The sequence below is a fragment of the Hymenobacter sp. BT559 genome (assembly GCF_016427535.1).
Taxonomy (GTDB): Bacteria; Bacteroidota; Bacteroidia; order Cytophagales; family Hymenobacteraceae; genus Hymenobacter.
On the sequence record NZ_JAELXV010000001.1, the window covers coordinates 237481 to 257032 of the forward strand.

General features: G+C 61.2%; 10 protein-coding genes. 7 read left to right on the plus strand and 3 right to left on the minus strand.

What is annotated here, in order from left to right; translation table 11 throughout:
* Positions 1–9: 9 nt before the first annotated feature.
* On the minus strand, positions 10–1296 hold the full coding sequence (locus JAO77_RS01035) for a sugar MFS transporter (protein WP_198988418.1): 1287 nt from the start codon (positions 1294–1296) through the stop codon (positions 10–12).
* A gap of 750 nt (positions 1297–2046) precedes the next feature.
* On the opposite strand from JAO77_RS01035, the gene JAO77_RS01040 reads away from it, so the two are divergent.
* The 5 genes from JAO77_RS01040 to JAO77_RS01060 all read left to right on the plus strand — a co-directional run bounded on the left by JAO77_RS01040 (position 2047) and on the right by JAO77_RS01060 (position 10863).
* Positions 2047–5175, plus strand: a complete 3129-nt coding sequence (locus tag JAO77_RS01040; RefSeq protein WP_198988419.1) for a SusC/RagA family TonB-linked outer membrane protein — start codon at positions 2047–2049, stop codon at positions 5173–5175.
* A 38-nt stretch (positions 5176–5213) separates the two neighbouring features.
* The gene (locus JAO77_RS01045) at positions 5214–6821 is read left to right on the plus strand and encodes a RagB/SusD family nutrient uptake outer membrane protein (RefSeq protein ID WP_198988420.1); all 1608 of its coding nucleotides are present in this window, start codon (positions 5214–5216) and stop codon (positions 6819–6821) included.
* A 139-nt stretch (positions 6822–6960) separates the two neighbouring features.
* Positions 6961–8022, plus strand: a complete 1062-nt coding sequence (locus JAO77_RS01050) for a glycoside hydrolase family 43 protein (protein ID WP_198988421.1) — start codon at positions 6961–6963, stop codon at positions 8020–8022.
* Positions 8023–8085: 63 nt separating this feature from the next.
* Entirely contained in the window at positions 8086–9165 is a 1080-nt protein-coding gene (locus JAO77_RS01055) for a glycoside hydrolase family 43 protein (RefSeq protein ID WP_198988422.1), read from the plus strand.
* A gap of 75 nt (positions 9166–9240) precedes the next feature.
* On the plus strand, positions 9241–10863 hold the full coding sequence (locus JAO77_RS01060) for a family 43 glycosylhydrolase (RefSeq protein ID WP_235998168.1): 1623 nt from the start codon (positions 9241–9243) through the stop codon (positions 10861–10863).
* An 83-nt stretch (positions 10864–10946) separates the two neighbouring features.
* Here JAO77_RS01060 and JAO77_RS01065 read toward each other — a convergent pair whose 3' ends face one another.
* Together JAO77_RS01065 and JAO77_RS01070 are read right to left on the minus strand one after the other, a co-directional pair.
* Positions 10947–13136: an RICIN domain-containing protein gene (locus tag JAO77_RS01065; RefSeq protein WP_198988423.1), complete on the minus strand. Its 2190-nt coding sequence runs from the start codon at positions 13134–13136 to the stop codon at positions 10947–10949.
* A gap of 109 nt (positions 13137–13245) precedes the next feature.
* A complete protein-coding gene (locus JAO77_RS01070) occupies positions 13246–15720 on the minus strand; it encodes a glutaminase family protein (RefSeq protein ID WP_198988424.1) in 2475 nt (824 codons plus the stop codon).
* 641 nt (positions 15721–16361) lie between these two features.
* Here JAO77_RS01070 and JAO77_RS01075 point away from each other — a divergent pair.
* Together JAO77_RS01075 and JAO77_RS01080 are read left to right on the plus strand one after the other, a co-directional pair.
* Positions 16362–17396 (plus strand): LacI family DNA-binding transcriptional regulator, encoded by a 1035-nt coding sequence (locus tag JAO77_RS01075; RefSeq protein WP_198988425.1) that lies wholly within the window; start codon positions 16362–16364, stop codon positions 17394–17396.
* Positions 17397–17519: 123 nt separating this feature from the next.
* Positions 17520–19550, plus strand: coding sequence for a beta-L-arabinofuranosidase domain-containing protein (locus tag JAO77_RS01080; RefSeq protein WP_198988426.1), 2031 nt, complete (start codon positions 17520–17522; stop codon positions 19548–19550).
* Positions 19551–19552: the final 2 nt, after the last annotated feature.

The window sequence follows — 19552 nt, forward strand, 5'->3', positions numbered from 1 at the left end:
CGAAGGTGGCTACGCTGCCACTACCTCGCCGCCGGCCCGGCGGCTGCCGCGCAGCCCGTACCACATAATGTAGGCGTAGCACACAATGGGGAGCAACAGTGCCAGCCGCAGCCCACCCTGGTCGGCAATGGCCCCAAACAGCATGGGCACCAGCGCGCCACCCACAATGGCTGTGCACAGCAGCCCCGAGCCTTCCTCGGTGTGGCGCCCTAGGCCAGCCACCGCCAGCGTAAAGATGGTGGGATACATAATGGAGTTCATCAAACCCACGGCCAGCAGGCTCCACATGGCAAGGGGGCCAGTAGTATTGATAGAAATAAGCACCAACACCACTGCGCCTATGGCAGTGAAGGCCAATATTTTCGCCGGCGAAAACTTATTGAGCAAATAGGCGCCAGCGAAACGGCCGACCATGGCTGCGCCCCAGTAAAAGGCTACTTGATTGCCGGCCGCCGTAGCGTCCATGTTCATCACGTTGGGCAGGGCCAGGTAGCTCACGATGTGCGAGCCAATGGCTACCTCGGCGCCCACGTAGGTAAAGATGCCCACGACGCCCAGCACCAGGTGGCGGTACTGCCAAGCGCTGGTGTGGTGGTCGCCGGTAGCTTCGTCATCATCGGTCACGTGCTCAATCACCGGTAGGTTGATGCGGCTTAGCACGAAGCTGATGAGCAGCAGCATGCCGCCAATAACTAGGTAGGGTAGCTGCACGGCGCTGACGTCAATGCCCGCCGCGGTAGTAGCATTGTCAAGCTTAGGCAAACGGCTCAGAATAAGCGCGCTACCTAGCAGCGGCGCCAGCGTAGTACCTAGCGAATTGAAGGCCTGCGTGAGCGACAGGCGCGACGAGGCTGATTCAGGCGGCCCCAGAATGGCTACATAGGGGTTAGCTGCCACTTGCAGCAGCGTAATGCCTGAGGCCAGCACAAACAGCGCCCCAAGGAACAACCCGTAGGCGCGTTGCGCCGCCGCTGGATAAAACAAGAACGCGCCCACGGCCGCCACCACAAAGCCCAGCAGCATCCCTTTTTTGTAACCTAGGCGGGCCACTAGTTTGCCCGCCGGGATGCTCATCAGAAAATAAGCTCCGAAAAAGCACAGGTTGATGAGGTTGGCTTGCGCGAATGAAAGCTGGAAAATGGCTTTCAAATACGGAATCAGGATGTCGTTGAGGCAGGTAATGAACCCCCACAAGAAGAAGAGGGTCGTGACCGCGGCCAGCGCCGACGTATAGCGCTGCGTAGAAGCAGCCGCCGAAGAGCTAGTGCGAGTGATGGTGGGGGCGGGAGCAGCCATAGGTAAGGAGCGTGAGCTGAAAAAATAAGTAGAAGGCAACCTTAGGTGCCAAAAGTACAGCCTAACCCTATCAATACCTGTGCTTCAGAACGGTACCAACCCTGAATTGCTAAAACAATTTAGCTTTTTCCTGGCTCAGCGCTCTATTCTTATTATGCAAACGTTTGCATATAGGGCAGTTGCTACGGTTTTGCTTTTCTGAGATTCATCTACTCATTTATGGAAGATAAATATTTGTTTGTCAATGATAAATAAAGTGAGTAAGCATGTGGTTTGTTCTGCGTAAGTGATAAGCCAATGAGACATCTCCAAGCAGGTTGCGCCTTCAAATACTTGAGGTAAACAAGGATTTTATGAAGTCGCTGGTATTGTTAGTAGCCCCGCCAAGCAAGGCTTGTGACCAGTGCAGTGGTAGTCTTTAGCTTACGCAGTGGCAAAAGCTAGCTTGTTGAGGTTAGTGAAGGCATCCCTATAAAGTTGGTTGGAAACTTGATTTTATTTAAATAATTCATACTTTTGCATCGTTAAGCTGATTTCAAGCCTCTTTTTTGCTCTTTTTGTTCCTCATCGCTCACAGTCCTTGGTACTAGCTAGGGCCGGGTGTGGAACTGGCGCAGTCCCTCTCCATTCCGACTACCAAGCGAGGAAGCATCTCTACCGATGCGCCTGAGGTCACCTTTTTTGTCGGATGATGCAATCGTTTGCACGAAATCCGCTATTGTTTGCTTCTCCACATTCACTCCCACCCATATGAAAAAGCTTGTACCCCCCGCGGGGCGGTTACTAGTGCCGGTGCTGGCTTGCTGCCTGCCGCTAGCCGTAGCTTCGGCCGCCCCTGTGGCGGCTCCACGCACATTTGTAAGCCGCAAGGCGAGCCAGCCCCTTGCCACGGTTACTGGCCGCGTCACGGATGAGAAAGGTGAAGGCCTGCCTGGGGTAACCGTGCTAGTCAAAGGCACTACCACTGGCACCAGCACCGACGTCGATGGCAACTTCTCGCTCGATGCTCCGGCTAATGCTACCCTAGTTATCTCGTCGGTAGGCTTCACTACCCAGGAGATTGCAGTTAACAATCAGACTACAATCAACGTCCGGCTGGCTACTAACACCCAGAATCTTTCTGAAGCAGTAGTAGTTGGCTACATCACCCAGGAGCGCCAAAACGTGACCGGCTCGGTAGCCACCGTAGGCGCTACGGAAGTGCGCCGGGCGCCAGTAGCCTCGGTAGGGGAGGCCATTCAGGGCCGCCTAGCGGGGGTGCAGGTCAGCAACTCGGGCGTGCCGGGCCAGGGGCCGGTAGTGAACATCCGGGGCCTGGGCTCGCTGGGTGGCAGCAACAGCGGCCCGCTCTACGTGATAGACGGGCTCTGGATTGAGCCCACCAGCAGTGCCGGGCGCGATGTCAACCCCGCCGACGTCGAGTCGGTGCAGGTACTTAAGGATGCCGCTTCGCTGGCGCCCTACGGCAACTCGGGGGCCAACGGTGTAATTATCATCACCACCAAGAAAGGCAAGCAGGGCACACCCGCTATCAGCTTCAACGCCAGCGCCGGGGTGCAAAACCTGGTAAAGCGCCTCGACCTGGCCAACGCGGCGCAGTGGGCCGTGACCAACAACCAGGCCTACGACAACGCCGGCCTGCCGCGCCAGCCCTACGCCGCCAACCTGCCCGCCGGCATCGATACCGACTGGCAAAAAGAGCTGTTTAAGCAAGGCTCGGTGCAAGACTACAACCTAGGCTTCTCGGGCGGCGGACCCAACTCCAACTTCAACGTGTCGGGCGGCTACTTCAAGCAGCAGGGCACTATCATTGGACCGCAGTTCGAGCGCTTCACGGCTCGTGTGAATACAGGCTTCAACCGCGGGCGCTTGCGCGTGGGCGAAAACCTGCAGCTGGTGCGCGCCAACCAGACGTACGTCAACGGCGCGCCCTTCACGGAGGTACTGCGCATGCCGTCCGTTATTCCGGTGTATGACGCCACCGTGCCCGGCGGCTTCGGCATTGGCAACAACAACGCCGTGACTTTCGGCACCAACCCCATTGCCCTGCAGCGGCTGCTCAACAGCACCAGCACCAACAACCGCATTCTGGGCAACGTCTTTGCTGAGGTGCAGATTTTTGACTTTCTGCGCTACCGCCTCAACCTAGGCCTGGAGTACCACGGCTTCCGCGACCAGCAAAAGCGGCAGTATGGCATCTGGCGCCGCAACGACATTACCCAGCCCTCGAACTACGGCGATGACCAAGGCAATGAGCTCTTTGGCCAAGTCGAAAATACGCTGACCTTCGATAAGAGCTTTGGCGAGCATAACCTGACGGCCGTGGCTGGCTACAGCCGCCAGCGCCGCAGCTTCGAGTTTACGCGGGGTGTCAACTTTGGCTACGGCCAAGGCCCAGTGTACTATTGGGCGCTCGATGCCGGCACGCAAACGCCGCAGGTTATCGGCTCGTCCTACGTGCAGGGCAAGGAGTCTTTCTTCGGTCAGGTGAGCTACGATTACGACCGTCGCTTCTTGGTCACGGGCGCCTTCCGCCGCGACGGCTCGTCGCTCTTTGAGCCCAGCGTGCGGTGGGGCAACTTCGGGGCCGGCTCGGTGGGCTGGCGCGTCTCGAAGGAGAAGTTCATGGAGAATGTGAAGGCCATCAGCGACCTGAAGCTGCGCGCCAGCTATGGTAGCCTCGGCAACCAATACCTAAGCGGGGCCTACGGCGGCTCGTACCTCTACCAGGGGGCGCTGAACACCAACGCCAACTACGTACTGGGCACGGGCCAGAACATCCAGAACGGCGCCATCCAGACGACCCTGGCCAGCCGGGTGCGCTGGGAAGAGCGCCGCACCCAGAACTACGGCTTCGACGTAGCGCTGCTCGAGAACCGCTTCTCGCTGTCGGCCGACTACTACATCTCGCGCACGGCCAATGCGCTAGTGGCTCCCAACCTGCCGCAGGTGCTCGGCAACGCCGGTGCGCTGCCTTACCAGAACCTAGGGTTGATTGAGAACCGCGGCTTCGAGTTTAAAGTAGGCTATGCCGACGACCGCAAGCCGTTTAAGTACGGCGTGTCAGCGAACCTGACCACGCTCAACAACAAGGTGCTGAACCTGAACGAGGGCTCGGTAGAAGGTTCGACGACCAACTTCCTGACTGGTGGGCCCGGCAGCATTACCCGCACCGAAGTGGGCTATGAGATTGGCTCGTTCTACCTCTACCAGTTCGACGGCATCTACCAGACTGGCGACGCCAGCATTCCGGCCGGGCTGCGTGCCGGTGACGTGCGATACAAGGACACCAATGGCGACGGGCAGGTAACCGAAGCCGACCGTGTGCACGTGGGCCGGGTGTTTCCGCGCCTGCAATATGGCCTGAACCTAACGGCTAGCTACGCAAACTTCGACCTGGCTGTGTTCTTCCAGGGCGTGCAAGGCAATACGGTATTTAACGATGCGAAGTACTGGCTGGAGCGCACCGACGACAATAACAACCACCTAGCCAGCTTCAACCCCTGGACGCCTACCAACCCCTCTAACACGACGCCCCGCGCCGTAATCGCGGGTGGTACCCGCAACGACGGTATCTACAACAGTGCCTCACCCGGCAACAACGACCGCTACCAAACCACCCGCTGGCTGGAAGACGGCTCTTACCTGCGCCTGAAAAACGTGCAGCTAGGCTACTCGCTGCCTAAGAGCATGCTGGAGCGCACCAAGTACATCGGCTCGCTACGCTTGTTCCTGACCGGTCAGAACGTGTTTACGGTGACTAAATACAGCGGCTATGACCCCGAAACCGTGGGGCAGGGCTCGCTGGCCCGCGGTGTCGACCAAGGGTCTTACCCCAACCTGCGTTCGTTTACCCTAGGCCTCCAGGCTGGCTTCTAAGCTTTTATCCCACCCGCATTTACTTCGCTATCATTAATATGAAAGCTTCTGCCTTAACCCGGTTGGGCGTAGCAGGCGCGCTGCTCCTCAGCGCCACTGCCTGCGAAAAAGACCTCCTCAACCAGGTAAACCCCAACCTGCCCACCGTGCAGGTGTCATGGGTTACCAGCGACGATGCCGTGCGCGGCTCGACGGCTTGCTACGCCGGCCTGCAGGGCCTGGGCATGTACCGCCGCTGGCTCAACTTCGCCTTCGACCTGCGCGACGATATCGGCTGGAGCCAGAGCCCCTGGGGCGAGCTGGCCGACTTTACCCGCTTCGTGCAGCAGAACTACGACTTCGAGGTGTCGAGCAACATTTGGCGCGACCATTACCGCACCATCTTCCGTTGCAACCAGGTGCTCGACCGCGTGCCCACCATCACGAACATGGATGCCACGCTGCAAAAGCGCGTGCTGGCCGAGGCCAAATTCCTGCGGGCGCTGTCATATTTCAACCTGGCCTCGCTCTACGGCAACGTGCCGCTGGACCTAGCCTATTCGACGGAGCTAAACCGCCCTGTAACCCAAGCCAAAGAAGCCGAGGTGTGGGCCCAGGTGTACAAGGACCTGCAAGAGGCAGCGCCCGACCTGCCGGTGTCGTACAGCGCTGCCGATGTGGGGCGTGCTACCAAGGGGGCCGCCCAGGCCTTGCTAGGTAAGGCCTACATGCAAAACAAGCGCTGGGCCGATGCGCAAGCGCAGTTTGCGTTGGTTATCAACTCGGGTACTTACCAGCTCACCAACAATTACACGGATAACTTCCGCCACACGTCGGAAAACAACTCGGAATCAATTTTCGAGGTGCAGTTTTCGGATGAGAAGAAGGGCGGCAACGACTCAGGCGGCGGACCAGACGCAACCAGCTCGCAGGGCAGCCAGCGCTCGCAATTTTGGGGCGTGCCGGGCTTTGGCTTCAACGACGGCGAAGTGCGGCCCTGGATTGTAAACGAGTTTTTGAAAGAGCCCACTGTGGGTGGCCAGCGCGACCCGCGCCTAGCGGCCACGGTGTTCTACAACCGCCGCGACCAGGTACAGTTTCCGACGGCGCTGCCCCAGGATGCCGATACGCTGGCATACGGCGCGGGCTTTCTGGGTCGCTACCACTCAAATGACGGCGACCGCCAAGGAACCGAGGCACTACGTCTGCGCTCGCGCGTGTACTGGCGCAAGTACCAGACCGACTACTACCGCCAATTTGAGGACTTCGACTCGCCCATCAACCAGCGCGTGATTCGCTACGCCGACGTGCTGCTGCTGCAGGCCGAAGCCCTGAATGAGCAGGGACAAACGGCCGCTGCGGTCGCCCTCATCAACCAAGTGCGCCAGCGCCCTAGCGTCAACCTGGCCCCCTTGTCTCCCGGCGCCTTCACCCAGGCTACCCTGCAAACGCAGCTCATGCACGAGCGGGCTACTGAGCTGGCCGGCGAAGGCGTGCGGTGGTTTGACTTGCAGCGCTGGGGGCTGCTAGATACCCAAGCCAAGGTAGACCAGCTCAAGGCGCGCGACGCGCAGTTTAACACCTTCGTGGTGGGCAAGTCGCGCCTGCTACCGCTGCTGCAAACGGAGGTGGACCTGCTGCGCCTCAACCAAAATCCTGGCTGGTAAGCCACCCGGCGCCCACAGAAAGGGGACCGTTGGAGGTATCCGGCGGTCCCTTTCTCGTGGAGACGAGGCCCAAGCCAACCTAGGGCTAGCTTTACTTATTCTCTAACCCACTCGCTAGGTGCAGTCTATGTACCAATCTATGTCGTTTTCTGTTGTGCCGCGCTACCTGGCGCCGGTGCTGCTGGCCGTGCTGCTAGGTAGCAGCGCGGCGGGCGGCCGGGGCCCAGGCCCCGGGCCAGCTGCTGCCGGTCCCACGTTTACCAACCCGCTGCTGCCCTCGGGCCCCGACCCTTGGGTAACCCAAAAAGATGGTTTCTACTACGTAATGGTGACCACGGGCAATAGCTTGGTCATCAGAAAGACGGCTAAGATGTCGGAGCTTAGCCAGGCGCCCGCTACCAGGGTGTGGGCGCCGCAGCCCCAACACGAAAACACCCGCAATGTGTGGGCCCCCGAGCTGCACTTCCTAGATGGTAAGTGGTATATCTACTACACCGCGGGCCCTGATGGGCAGAACTGCTGCGGTGGGCAGCGCTCGTGGGTGCTCGAAAATGCCAGCCCCGACCCTACGCAGGGGCCTTGGGTTGAGAAAGCGCGGCTGGCCAGCCCCGGCGCCGACTTCTGGTCGATTGATATGACGGTGTTTGAGCTGCGGGGCAAGCGCTATGCCCTGTGGAGCGGCCAAGAAGCCGGCTCTGACCAGCAGAACATCTACATCTCGGCCATGAGCAACCCCTGGACGCTCACCGGCCCGCGCACCTTGGTCAGCAAGCCCGAGTTTGAGTGGGAGCTGAACGGCACCCCCAAAGTGAATGAAGGACCCGAGATTTTGCAGCACAAGGGCAAGACCTTTCTCATCTTCTCGGCCAGCCACTGCAGCACCGATACCTATGCCCTAGGGCAGCTGACCCTGACCGGCCGCGACCCGCTGGTGGCTAGCAACTGGAAAAAGTCGCCGGAGCCAGTGTTTGTGAACTACGCAGCCAGCTTCGCCTACGGCCCGGGCCACAATAGCTTCTTTAAGTCGAAAGACGGCCGCCAGGACTGGATAATCTACCACGCCAACAACAACCCCCGGGAAGGCTGCGGCAACCCGCGCAGCCCGCGCATGCAGCAGTTTACTTGGAACCGTGATGGTTCGCCCAACTTCGGCAAGCCCGTGGCCACTGGCAAGCCCCTGGCGCGCCCGGCCGGCGAGTAAGTGCTCTAGGGCCGCCAGCCCACAAGTAGCCTAGCCCTACGTTTTCCCACCCCATTTTAGCTTATGCGCTACTTTTCTTCGCGGCCCCTGTACCGGCTGCTTCCCTTCTTGCTGGTGGCGTTGCTTTCGTGCAGCAAAGACTCGGGCAGCGGGGGCGGCAATACGACGCCCACCCCGCCGCCGCCCGCGCCCAGTGCCACCACGTTTACCAATCCGCTGCTGCCGAGTGGCCCCGACCCGTGGGTAATCCAGAAGGACGGCTTCTACTACTACATGCAAACGACGGGCAACAACTTGGTGCTGCGTAAAACGGCCAAAATGAGCGAGCTGGGCTCGGCTGTAAGCACCACCATCTGGACGCCTAAGGCTACTGGGCCCACCTCGCACGACATCTGGGCACCAGAAATTCATTTTCTGGATGGCAAGTGGTACGTGTACTTCACGGCTGGGCCGGGCAACTGCTGCGGAGGCCAGCGCCTGTGGGTGCTCGAAAATGCCAGTGCTGACCCTACCCAGGGCACCTGGACCGAGAAAGGTCAAATAGCGGTGCCGGGCCAGGATTTATGGGCCATTGATGGGACCATTCTGGAGCAGGATGGCAAGCGCTACCTGGTGTGGAGCGGCCAAGAAGCGAGTTCTGACCAGCAGAATATCTACATAGCGCTCATGAGCAGCCCCTGGACGCTCACCGGCCCCCGCACCCAGCTGAGCCACCCGCAGTATGCGTGGGAGCTAAACGGCATGCCCAAGGTTAATGAGGGGCCCGAGATTATGCAGCATGGCGGCAAGACCTTCATTATTTACTCGGCCAGCCACTGCAGCACCGACGACTACGCCCTAGGGCAGCTGACGCTAACCGGCACCGACCCACTGGCCGCTAGTGCCTGGGCCAAGTCGAGTACGCCCGTGTTCGTGAAAAACCCGGCCAACAGAGCCTACGGCCCGGGCCACAACAGTTTCTTCAAATCGAAAGACGGCAGCCAAGATTGGATAATCTACCACGCCAATACCAACCCCAACGAAGGCTGCGGCGACCCGCGCAACCCACGCATGCAGCAGTTTAGCTGGAATGCCGACGGCTCGCCTAACTTCGGCACGCCCGTGGCTATCGGCACGCCTATTGCCCGGCCAGCCGGCGAGTAAGGTAAGTTATTGACTATTTACGCGAATGCCTTGACGGCCTGCCCTATGCAGGCCGTTTTGCTACTTTCTTTTTCTATGCAAAAACAGAATTTTTGCCGTTCGCTCGCCGCGCTGGCGTTGCTAGGTGCCGCTCCGCTGCTGGCCGTCGGCCAAGCGCCCACGAAGGTCAAAGTCAAGACCAAGGTTAAAACGACCAAAAGCGCACCCGCCGCGCGGGCCACGACGGCCGCGCCCATTGCCAACCCCGTGCTGGCCGGCGACTACCCCGACCCCTCAGTAACCAAGGTGGGCAACACCTACTGGGCCACGGCCACGACCTCCAACTGGGGCCCCACGTTTCCGCTGCTCAAGTCTGATGACTTGCAAAATTGGAGCTTGGTGGGGCACGTGTTTCCGGGCGAGCGGCCGGCTTGGGCCGACTACTATTTCTGGGCACCCGAAATCAACCACGACGCCAACGGCAAAACGTACGTCTTTTACACCGCGCACAAGCGCGGTGGCAACCTAGCCGTGGGTGTGGCCAGCGCCGACCGCCCCGAAGGCCCGTACCAAGACCACGGCCCGCTGGTGGGCCAGCCCGACGGCAGCATCGACGGCTTTCCGATGCAAGATGAAAAGGGCCAGCCCTACCTCCTGTGGAAGGAGGACGGCAACAGCCAAAACAAGCCTACGCCCATTTGGGCGCAGCGCCTGAGCGCCGACCGCACCCAGCTGGTAGGCGAGAAAACGGAGCTGTTTCGCAACACCGCCGCCTGGGAGGGTAACCTAGTGGAGGGCCCCAGTGTGGTGCGCCACGATGGCTACTTCTACATGTTCTACGCCGCCAATGGCTGCTGCGGCGCCGGCTGCACCTACGCCACCGGCGTGGCGCGGGCCAAGAACTTGCTCGGCCCCTGGGAGAAGTACGACCGCAACCCCATCCTGACTAAAAACGACACCTGGACCTGCCCCGGCCACGGCACGGCCGTCGAGCGCAATGGGCACTGGTACATGCTGCACCATGCCTACCAAACCAACAGCATGCAGTACGTAGGGCGCCAGGGTGTGCTCAGCGAATTTGTGTGGACCAAGACCGGCTGGCCCGAATTCTTGGCCGACCACAGCACCCCTAGGGCCGCCGCACCCGTGCCCGCCGTGGTGGCCGACGAGTTTACCGGCTCTGCCTTAGGTGCCAGCTGGGAATGGCCGGTCGAAGACAAGCCGCAGTTTGCCCTAAGCGGGGGCCAGCTCCAGCTCACGGCCCGGCCCGATAAGGGCGGCGCGGCCCTAGGTCGCCCCACGCTGGCCGCTAACTACACGGCCACTACCACCTTGCTCAACCCCAGCGCCTTGCCCGCCGGGGCTAGTGCTGGCCTAGGTGCCCTCGGCGACCCCCGAAATGCCTTGAGCGTGCTGGTCGGCGACGGGAAGCTGCAAGTGCAGGAGCTGCGCGACGGCAAAACCCGCACCCTAGCCGAAGCGGCCTTGCCCGCTGCCAGCCCCGCCGTGCACCTGCGCGTGCAAGACCAGGGCGGCAGCCACTATAGCTTCGCCTACAGTCCCGATGGCCGCACCTGGACCGAGCTGCTACCCGCTGGCCAAACCGCCGACGGCGGCTACCTGCCACCCTGGGACCGCGGCGTGCGCATTGGCGTATTGGCCCAAGGGCCGGCATCGGCCACGGCTACGTTCGAGCGCTTTGAGCTGATGAATAAATAGCATCAGCGTTAGTAGAAGCAAAAAAGAAGCCCTTGCCACAACTGTAGCAAGGGCTTCTTTTTTGCTGGGAAGGGACCTAGGGACTAGTTCACTAGTACCAGCTTGCCATGCGTGACTTGGCCCGCCGAGGAGAGGCGCACGGTATACATACCGGGGGCCCAGCCAGTGCCATCCAGCGGGTACTCGGTGGACTGGCCCGCCGAGCCGGCCGCGTCGGCAAGGTGGCGCACCAAGCGGCCCTGCACGTCATAGACATCGAGGGCTACGCGGCCGGTTTGGGTGGGCGTCACCACGAAGGTTACCCGGCCGGTGGAGGGGTTCGGATACATCATCAGGGGCGCGGTAGTAGGAGCTGCGTTGTGCGTAGCCAGCGGCGTCGTGCCGGCCGTTTGTGGCATGAGGTCGAGGCGCCAGCGCTGAGCGTCGTTGCCGTTGTCGGTCCACTGGTGCACGCCGGTGCCGGGGTCCGACAGGTTGTTGTCTACATCGAGGCAGAGGGTGGCGCCTTTGTGCACAATCTTGCAGTAGCCATCACCTAGGGGTACGATTTGCCAGCGCTGGGCGTCGTTGCCATTGTCGGTGTACTGCTGCACGGTGGCGCCGGGGGCCGTGCTGTTGCTGGCTACCTCCAGGCACTGGTTGGTGTTGCGGTGCGTGAGTTTGTAGTAGCCATCGGGCATCAGCGTAATCACCCAGCGCTGGGCATCGTTGCCGTTGTCGGTATACTGCTGCACGGCCGTGCCGGGCGCGTCCGAGTTGCTAGGTACTTCTAGGCACTGCGTGGTGCCCTTGTGCGTGAGCCGATACACGCCGCCCGACACGATGGGCTGTTCGACAAGGGTAAACTGCCAGCGCTGGGCATCGTTGCCGTTGTCGGTCCACTGCTGCACATTGGCGCCGGGGCTCACACTATTGCTGGCCACGTCGAGGGCCTGGTCGGTGCCCTTGTGCAGCAGCTTATAGAAGCCGCCGTTCATGGCTTGCAGCTGCCAGCGCTGGGCGTCGCTGCCGTTGTCGGTAAACTGCTGCACATTGGCGCCGGGGGCCGTGCTCGCGTTGTCTACATCCAGGGCTTGGCCCGAGTTTTTATTCAGCAGCTTGTAGTGGCCATCAGCCTGCACGGTAACGGTCCAGCGCTGGGCGTTGGTGCCATTGTCAGTCCATTGCTGTACGTTGGCGCCGGGTGTACTGCTCCCGTTGTCTACGTCCAGGACCTGGTCGGTGTACTTGTGGCCGAGCTTATAGAGGCCGCCCGACACCAACAGGGGGCTAACCGGGCAGGCGCTACCGGCTGCGCGCGGCGCCACGCCGTAGCTGGTCATGTTCACCTTCTGGATGCTGCCGTCAGTGTTGAACGTCAGGTGGTCTACGGCCACCTGGCGAGTCTTATAGGTCTTGTCCTGGTAGCGGTGGTACACGATGTAGTAGTCGTCGCAGCCCGGAAACTGGGTAATGGAGTGGTGCCCCGGCCCAAAGCGCTTAGCGTCGCTGCTCAGCACCGAGCCGCCATAGGTCCAGGGGCCGGTAGGCGAGGTGCTGGTCGAATACTGCACGTTGTAGCTGTCATCAAACCAGCGCCCGTTCGAGTAGGTCATGTAGTAGCGGCCGTTGCGCTTCACCAGATAGGGCGCTTCGGTGTAGTTCTGCGGGGTAATGTCGCGCGGCGCGTCGTTGGTCAGCGATACCATGTCGGGGTTGAGCTTGCGCACCACCATCCGGGCACCGCTCGAGCCGCCGTAGTAGATGTAGGCTTGCCCATCGTCGTCTATAAACACCATGGGGTCAATCACATCCTGGGTAATGTTGTTGCTGAGCGTGGGCGTCAGCAGCGGCTGTCCGTTGTCGGTGAAGGGCCCGATGGGCGTGGTACCTACAGCCACCCCGATAGATGGCGTATTGGTGGCGTTGTTGTGGGCCGTGTAGTAGTAGTAGTACTTGCCGTTGCGGGCCACCACCGAGGGCGCCCACCCGTTATAGGTGGCCCAGGTGGTTTGCCGGCCTAGGTCAAATACCACGCCCCGGTCGGTCCAGTTGGTGAGGTCGGTCGAAGAGAACGCATGAAACTGCCCCCCCATAGAATTGCCGTCGGTGGTGGGGTAGATGTAGTAGGTGCCGTTGAAGTAATTCATTTCTGGGTCGGCTTGGTAGCCGGCCAGAATGGGGTTGCCAGTAGTTGTTTGGCCTAGGGTCCGCAGGCTCAGCAGCAACAGGAGGGCGAGCACGCCGGACCAGAACCGGTGCGTGGGGCGGGCAGACAGTAAAGCTTTCGACATAGAAGTGAGGTGGGGAAAAGGATGAAAAAGAGCATCCAGCGCATGCCGGATACCTAGGAAAAGCAGGGCAGTAAAAAGGGGTGCCGGCAGCTGCCAGCACCCCTAGGGCTTATTTAGCGAGCTTATCAGCCAGCATTTTCATGAAGTAGCCGCCGACCACCGAGCGGGCCTGGAAGCCAACCTGCCGGGCATTAGTGGTTTCGTGCCAGTCGTTGAGGGGCACCCGGCTGGGCGTGTCGTTGGCAAACTGCCAGATGGGCGCCGCCAGGGCTTGGAAATCTGCTTGGCTGGTGGCCATCGTGGCGGTCCAAAGTATCCAGTCCGACTTGGTGTAGGTCTTGCGGCTGTCGAGGGGCAGGCCGTATTTCTGCTGGTGCTTGAGGTAGAACGCCATTTCCTGCTGCGCCACTTCAGGCGGGAAGATGTTCAGGCCAAGCACCTTGTCCCACACCAGGTTGTACTTCTGGCTCCACGAGCCGGGCGTTTTGTCGAAGGTCAGGGCGTAGTGGTCGCCGTCCTGGGCCATTTGCATCCACTTCTTGGACATATCGCGGGCCAGGGTCTGGTACTCGTCGGCCGTCTTGGTGTCGCCGAGCTGGCGGGCCAGCTGGCCGTAGCAAGCAATACCCATGATGGCCTTGAGCGAGAGGTTGGTATTGCGGGCCAGGTGCCCGGCAAAGTCGTCGGTGCAGAGCTGATTGGCCGGGTCAAAGCCATCGCGCTTTAAGAAGCCCACCCACTTGGTTAGCGTGGGCCAGTGCTCGCGGGCAAAGTCTACTTTGCCATCCATTTTCACGGCGGCGGCGGTCAGGATAAGCATGTTGCCGGCTTCTTCCACTGGCATGTCTTCCCCGTAGGTCTGGCCGTTGGCCAGCGGGTAGGTGCCTACGTCGTGCGCCGGGAAGTCCTTCTTCCAGCGCCCCGATTCGGAGTAGTCGAAGATAAAGCGCAGCATGCCCTTGGCCAACTCGTTGTTATAAAGCAAGAACAGCGGCTCAGAAGGGTACGTGACATCGACCGTGCCAATGGAGCCATTAGAGAAGTTCTCCTTCGAAAAGAAGAACAGCTCGCCCTTAGGCCCGGCCACAATGCTGTGTGCTGCAATGGCCTGGCGGTAGGCTAGTTGGCAGAGGTCGGCGTACTGCTTGCCCCCCGACTGCTGGGCGTCAGCGTACAGCTTTTGGTCAAACTCGGTGGCCTTGCGGCGCAGGCGGGTGTAGTCGGCCTCGGCGGCACCTAGGGCCTTTTCCATGGTCATGGCCGCGTCGCGGCGCCACCAGGGCTTCAGTTTTTGGCCGAAGTACTGCACGGCCTGCTGCTCGTCGTAGCCCATCAGCAAATGCTGCTCGATGGGCGTGGCGCCTACTTTGCCTAGGTCGAGCACCGCAGCCTGGGCCACGTGCTGCGCCTGGCCGGTGGTAGTGGGGGAGGCCGCGAGGGTGCCCGTTTTGGCGAAGGCCGCTTTCAGGGCTTGCGGGTTGCCGGTGCCCAGCGTGGCGCGGCCCGGCGCCGCCAGGTAAGCGTAGCCCCAGTCGATGCGGATATTATCACCGGCTTTGGCCAGCACGGGCTGCGCGGTGGTACCTAGGGCCTGCCAGTGCAAGCTGCCAGCTTGGCCGGGCTTGGTGGCTACCACTTGGTAGGGGGTGTTGCTGGCCAGGGTGCCAGCCTCGCTGAGCAGCACTTGGGTGGCGTGGGGCTTGCCATCGGTGGCGGTAGCCGTGTACGTCACGTAGCTAATGGGCCGGGCCACGGTCTCCAGCTCATCGAGCAGCAGCGGCGATAAGAAGTTGACTTTCAGCGTTACCGGTCCGGCCGCAAAAGTGTAGGTCGTTTGGGTAGCCGTGACCGTCACGCCCGTTTGGCGGGCCAGTGGCATCGGGGCTGGGCTAGGCACAGTTTCGTAAAGGCCCGCATCGAGGTACTCGCCACCCTGGGGGCTGGTGGCGTGCATGGCCAGCACGTTGTCGCCGGCGTGCAGCGCCTGCTTGGCCGCGGCCGGAATGGTGAAGAAGTCGTACTTGCTATTGAAGCCGGTTTGCTTGGTCAGCAGCACACCGTTGAGGTACACTTCCACGTCGTCGTCGTGCTCCATCAGCAGGCGCAGTTCGCCGCTGGTTTTGGGGTTGGCCACGCGTACCGTGCGCCGCACCCAGATGTCGCCTTCCGTCCACTCGGTGCCGTGCTCGCTCTTGTTGTCGGTGAAGGGGGCGGCCCCTTCCTGCCAGCTGCTGGCGGCTGCAAAGCTGGCTTTTTCCCACCCGGCTGCGGGCTTTTTAAAGGTGTAGCGCGCTTTGTAGGGCTGCTCGCGCACCGTCGCTATCACGGCGCGGTACTGCGGCCCGGCTTTGCCCATAAACTGATACGCTTGGCCATCAACCCGCACCACGCCCTCCAAGCTCTGGGGCTCGCCGGTCCAGTGCCGGGTAGGGGCACCAGTCAGCTCGTCCTGAAAGGCCCACACGCTGAAGTATGGGTCATGGGTGAGCAGCGGGTAGGCGGGGGGGCGCAGGGTCTGGGCCTGCCCCGCGTACGCGTGCAGCGCGCCCGCCACGAGGAGGAAGGAAGTGTTTCTCAAACGCATTCTCACAGATTTTGAATTTGGTAAAAGGTTTTAGCTAGTCAGTGCTTAGAGGGTGAGCCCGATGTGGAGTACCCATACCAGTTGCATCTCGTGGTGGTAGCTGGCAATGAAGTAGAGTGCCTTGCCCGACATTAGACCCGAAAATAGAACCTAGGGCTGCGTAGCGCAGTGCGCAAAAGGACACTAGGAGCAACAGAAACTGCCTGATACTGTCCCTAGGTCTGCTGCCCGGAGTAGTTATCCCTCAAGAGGTAAGAAGGCCGCGCTGCTGAATGCTAAGGGGCGTGGCCGGGTAGAACGGGTAGCCGCGCAAGCGCGTGACACTAGCGTGGGAAGCCGCTGGTAGCGGCGGCCCAGGGGCTGGCTGCTCGGGCAGGCCGAGGGCGAGCGGTGAGAAGGGTGGGACATGGAAAAGGAATAGAGCGAGGAGAGAAGTTGCGCGCTGCTAAGCGGGCGCGCTACTGCGGCGCAAGGTAGGGCGCACCGGCCAAGCATGCAAACGTTTGCGCCTAGGCCTATTTTTAGGCATCTTAGCTGAAGCATTCTTATTCCGTGCAACCTTTGCACCCCCTTTTGCACTAATTTTTACAGCTCGCGGCGCGGTTTTATCCTACGCCCGGGGCTGTTTTCCGCTCTACTTCGTGGCAAAAAAACGCGCCTCCATCACGGACCTGGCTAAGCAGCTCAACATCTCCGTTTCTACTGTATCGCGGGCACTAAGCGGCCATAGCGCCATTAGCGAGGCCACCGTAAAGCGGGTAACTGCTCTGGCAAAAGAAGTTGGCTATCAGCCCAATAGTTTGGCGTCGGGCCTGCGGAAGGGCCGCAGCAATATGCTGGGCGTAGTGGTGCCGCACATCGACGGCAACTTCTTTTCGCAAGTGGTGAAAGGCATCGAAGCCGCCGCCAGCAAAGCGGGCTACCAGGTACTCATCTGCCAGTCGAACGAAGACGTGGCGCACGAGCGCGCAAACCTGGAAACCCTGATGAACGCTCAGGTAGAAGGTATTCTGGTATCGCTTTCGCGCACCACACACGAGTTTAAGCATTTCGAGAAAGTGCGGAAGCGCGACATTCCGCTGGTGTTCTTCGACCGCATTCTGGATGGCTACGACGTGAACGCCGTGGTGCTCGACGACCGCGCCGGGGGCTACCGCGCCACCAAGCATCTGCTCGACCAAGGCTACCGGCGCATTGCTCACTTCACCGGCCCGCAATATCTCAACATCTACAAGCTGCGCCGCCAGGGCTACGAAGATGCGCTGCGTGAATACGGGCTGCCTCTTGAGGAAGAGCTGATTATCTCCGGCAGCATGGACATGGCGGCCGGCAGCGCCGGTATCAAGAAGCTGCTAGAGTTACCCCAGCCGCCCGACGCCGTGTTTTCGGGCAGTGACTTTTCGGCGGCGGGAGCCCTGCAGGTGCTGCACGAGCGCGGCCTGCGCGTGCCCGAAGACATAGGGCTGGTCGGATTCAGCAATGAGTTGTTTTCGCGCCTGATGGTGCCCATGCTTACCTCCATCGACCAGCACTGCGAGTTGATGGGCCGCTCGGCCACCCGCCTGCTGCTACAAATAATGCAGGAGCAGAGCCAGCACGCGGCTCCGCAGCATATTGTACTACAGCCCGACTTGTTTGTGCGGGCCTCGTCGCTCCGCTCAGCCGCGAGCCATTAGTGCACCTAGGAAAAGTACCAAGTGGCGCTGGTAGAAGCCTAAAAGGAAGCAGCTAAGATGCAAACGTTTGCACATCGGTTTGCTACCTTCGCTGCTCTCTTCCCACTCGCGCTTTTTCTTTCCATGACCGTTTTGCCCCTTGCCAGCGGTCTGCTGGCAGCGCTGCTTAGCAGCGGGGTGGCCCTGGCCCAGCCGGCCGCGCCGCTCGCCCCGCTGGCCTACCACGAACTGGCGCCGAGCGCCGTGCGGCCCACCGGTTGGCTGCGCCGGCAGCTCGAAGTGATGCGCGACCACAGCACCGGCCACCTCGACGAAACCTACCCCAAGGTGCGCGACCGCAATGGCTGGCTCGGGGGCACCGGCGATGGCTGGGAAGAAACGCCGTATTGGCTCGATGGAGCAGTGCCGGTAGCCTATCTGCTGCAAGACAAGCCGCTGCTGGCCAAGGTACAGCGCTACATCAACTGGTCTATTGCCAACCAACGGCCTTCGGGCTACTTTGGGCCGCTTACCAAGGCCGAGCAGCAGGCCGGCCACCTGCTCGATGTGCAGGGCACGCAAGGCGAAGACTGGTGGCCGCGCATGGTGATGCTCAAGGTGATGCAGCAGCACTACCAAGCTACCCGTGATCCTAGGGTTATTCCCTTCATGACTAAGTATTTTCGCTATCAGCTGGCCAACCTTAAAGCGGCCCCCCTAGGGCAGTGGAGCGAGTGGAGCACCGTGCGCGGCGGCGACAATCTGCTGGTAATCTACTGGCTGTACCGCCAAACGGGCGAGCCGTTTTTGCGTGACCTAGGCGAATTGGTGTACCAGCAAACCACGCCCTGGACCACCCTCCTAGGTAACCGCGACTGGGTAATGGAGGCTGCGGCCAACCAGACCGGCGCCCACTGGATGGACCGCCACGGCGTGAATGTGGGCATGGGTCTGAAGCTGCCCGTGGTATACGCCCAGGCCCACCCCGAGCAGCCCCAACTCAACCAGGCCCTGCGCACAGGCTGGCGCGATATCATGACGCTGCACGGCCTGCCGGCGGGCATGTTTTCGGCCGATGAGGACCTGCACGGCAACCTGCCCACCCAGGGCACCGAGCTGTGCGCGGTGGTCGAAACTATGTTTTCGCTAGAGCAAGCGGCGGGCATGACTGGCGACGTAGCGTACCTCGACGCGCTAGAGCGCATTGCCTACAACGCCCTGCCCACCCAAACCACCGATGACTACGAAAGCCGGCAGTACTTCCAAGTGGCCAATCAAGTGCAGGTGCAGCGCGGCGTATTCAATTTCTCGCTGCCCTTCGAGCACGGCATGAACAACGTGTTTGGGCCCTACGCGGGCTACACCTGCTGCACCGCCAACATGCACCAGGGCTGGGCCAAGTTTGCCACGCACCTTTGGTACGGCACGCCCGAGCAGGGCGTGGCGGCGCTGGAATACGCCCCTAATACGCTGACCACTACCGTGGGCAGTGGGGTGCCCGTCACTATTCGGGAGGAAACCGCTTACCCCTTCGGCGACGAGGTGAACTTTGCGATTGAGCTGAAAAAGCCCACGGCGTTCCCCCTAGGTCTCCGTATTCCGGGGTGGTGCACCGAAGCCACGGTACTGCTCAATGGCCAGCCACTGCGCACCGATAAGGGCGGGCAGGTCATCACCATTGCACGCACCTGGCGCGCCCACGACCGCCTCACGCTGCGCCTGCCTATGCCGGTGCGCACCAGCAACTGGGCCCGCAACTCGCGCGCCCTAGAGCGTGGTCCGCTCATATACGCCCTCAAAATCAAGGAGCAGTGGCAGGAGAGCAAGCACCCCGACGAGGGCCGCTACTTCACGCTGGCGCCGCAGAGCCCCTGGAACTATGGACTGCCCCGCGCCGTGGTCGAGGACCCGGCCCGTACTACCACCGTGGCCGTGAAGCCGGTGTCCGCCACCGCCTCAGGTTTTTACTGGAACGCGGCCAATGCCCCCATCGAAATCACCGTGAGTGGGCGCCGCCTACCCGACTGGCAACTCAGTGAAGGAGTGGCGCCGCAGCCCGTGACGCCGCGCGAGGGCCTCTATAAAGGGCCCGTAGACCCAGCGCCGGAGACGCTCACCTTCATTCCTTACGGCTGCACCAAGCTGCGCGTGGTGGCCTTACCCGTTGTTCCCTAGTT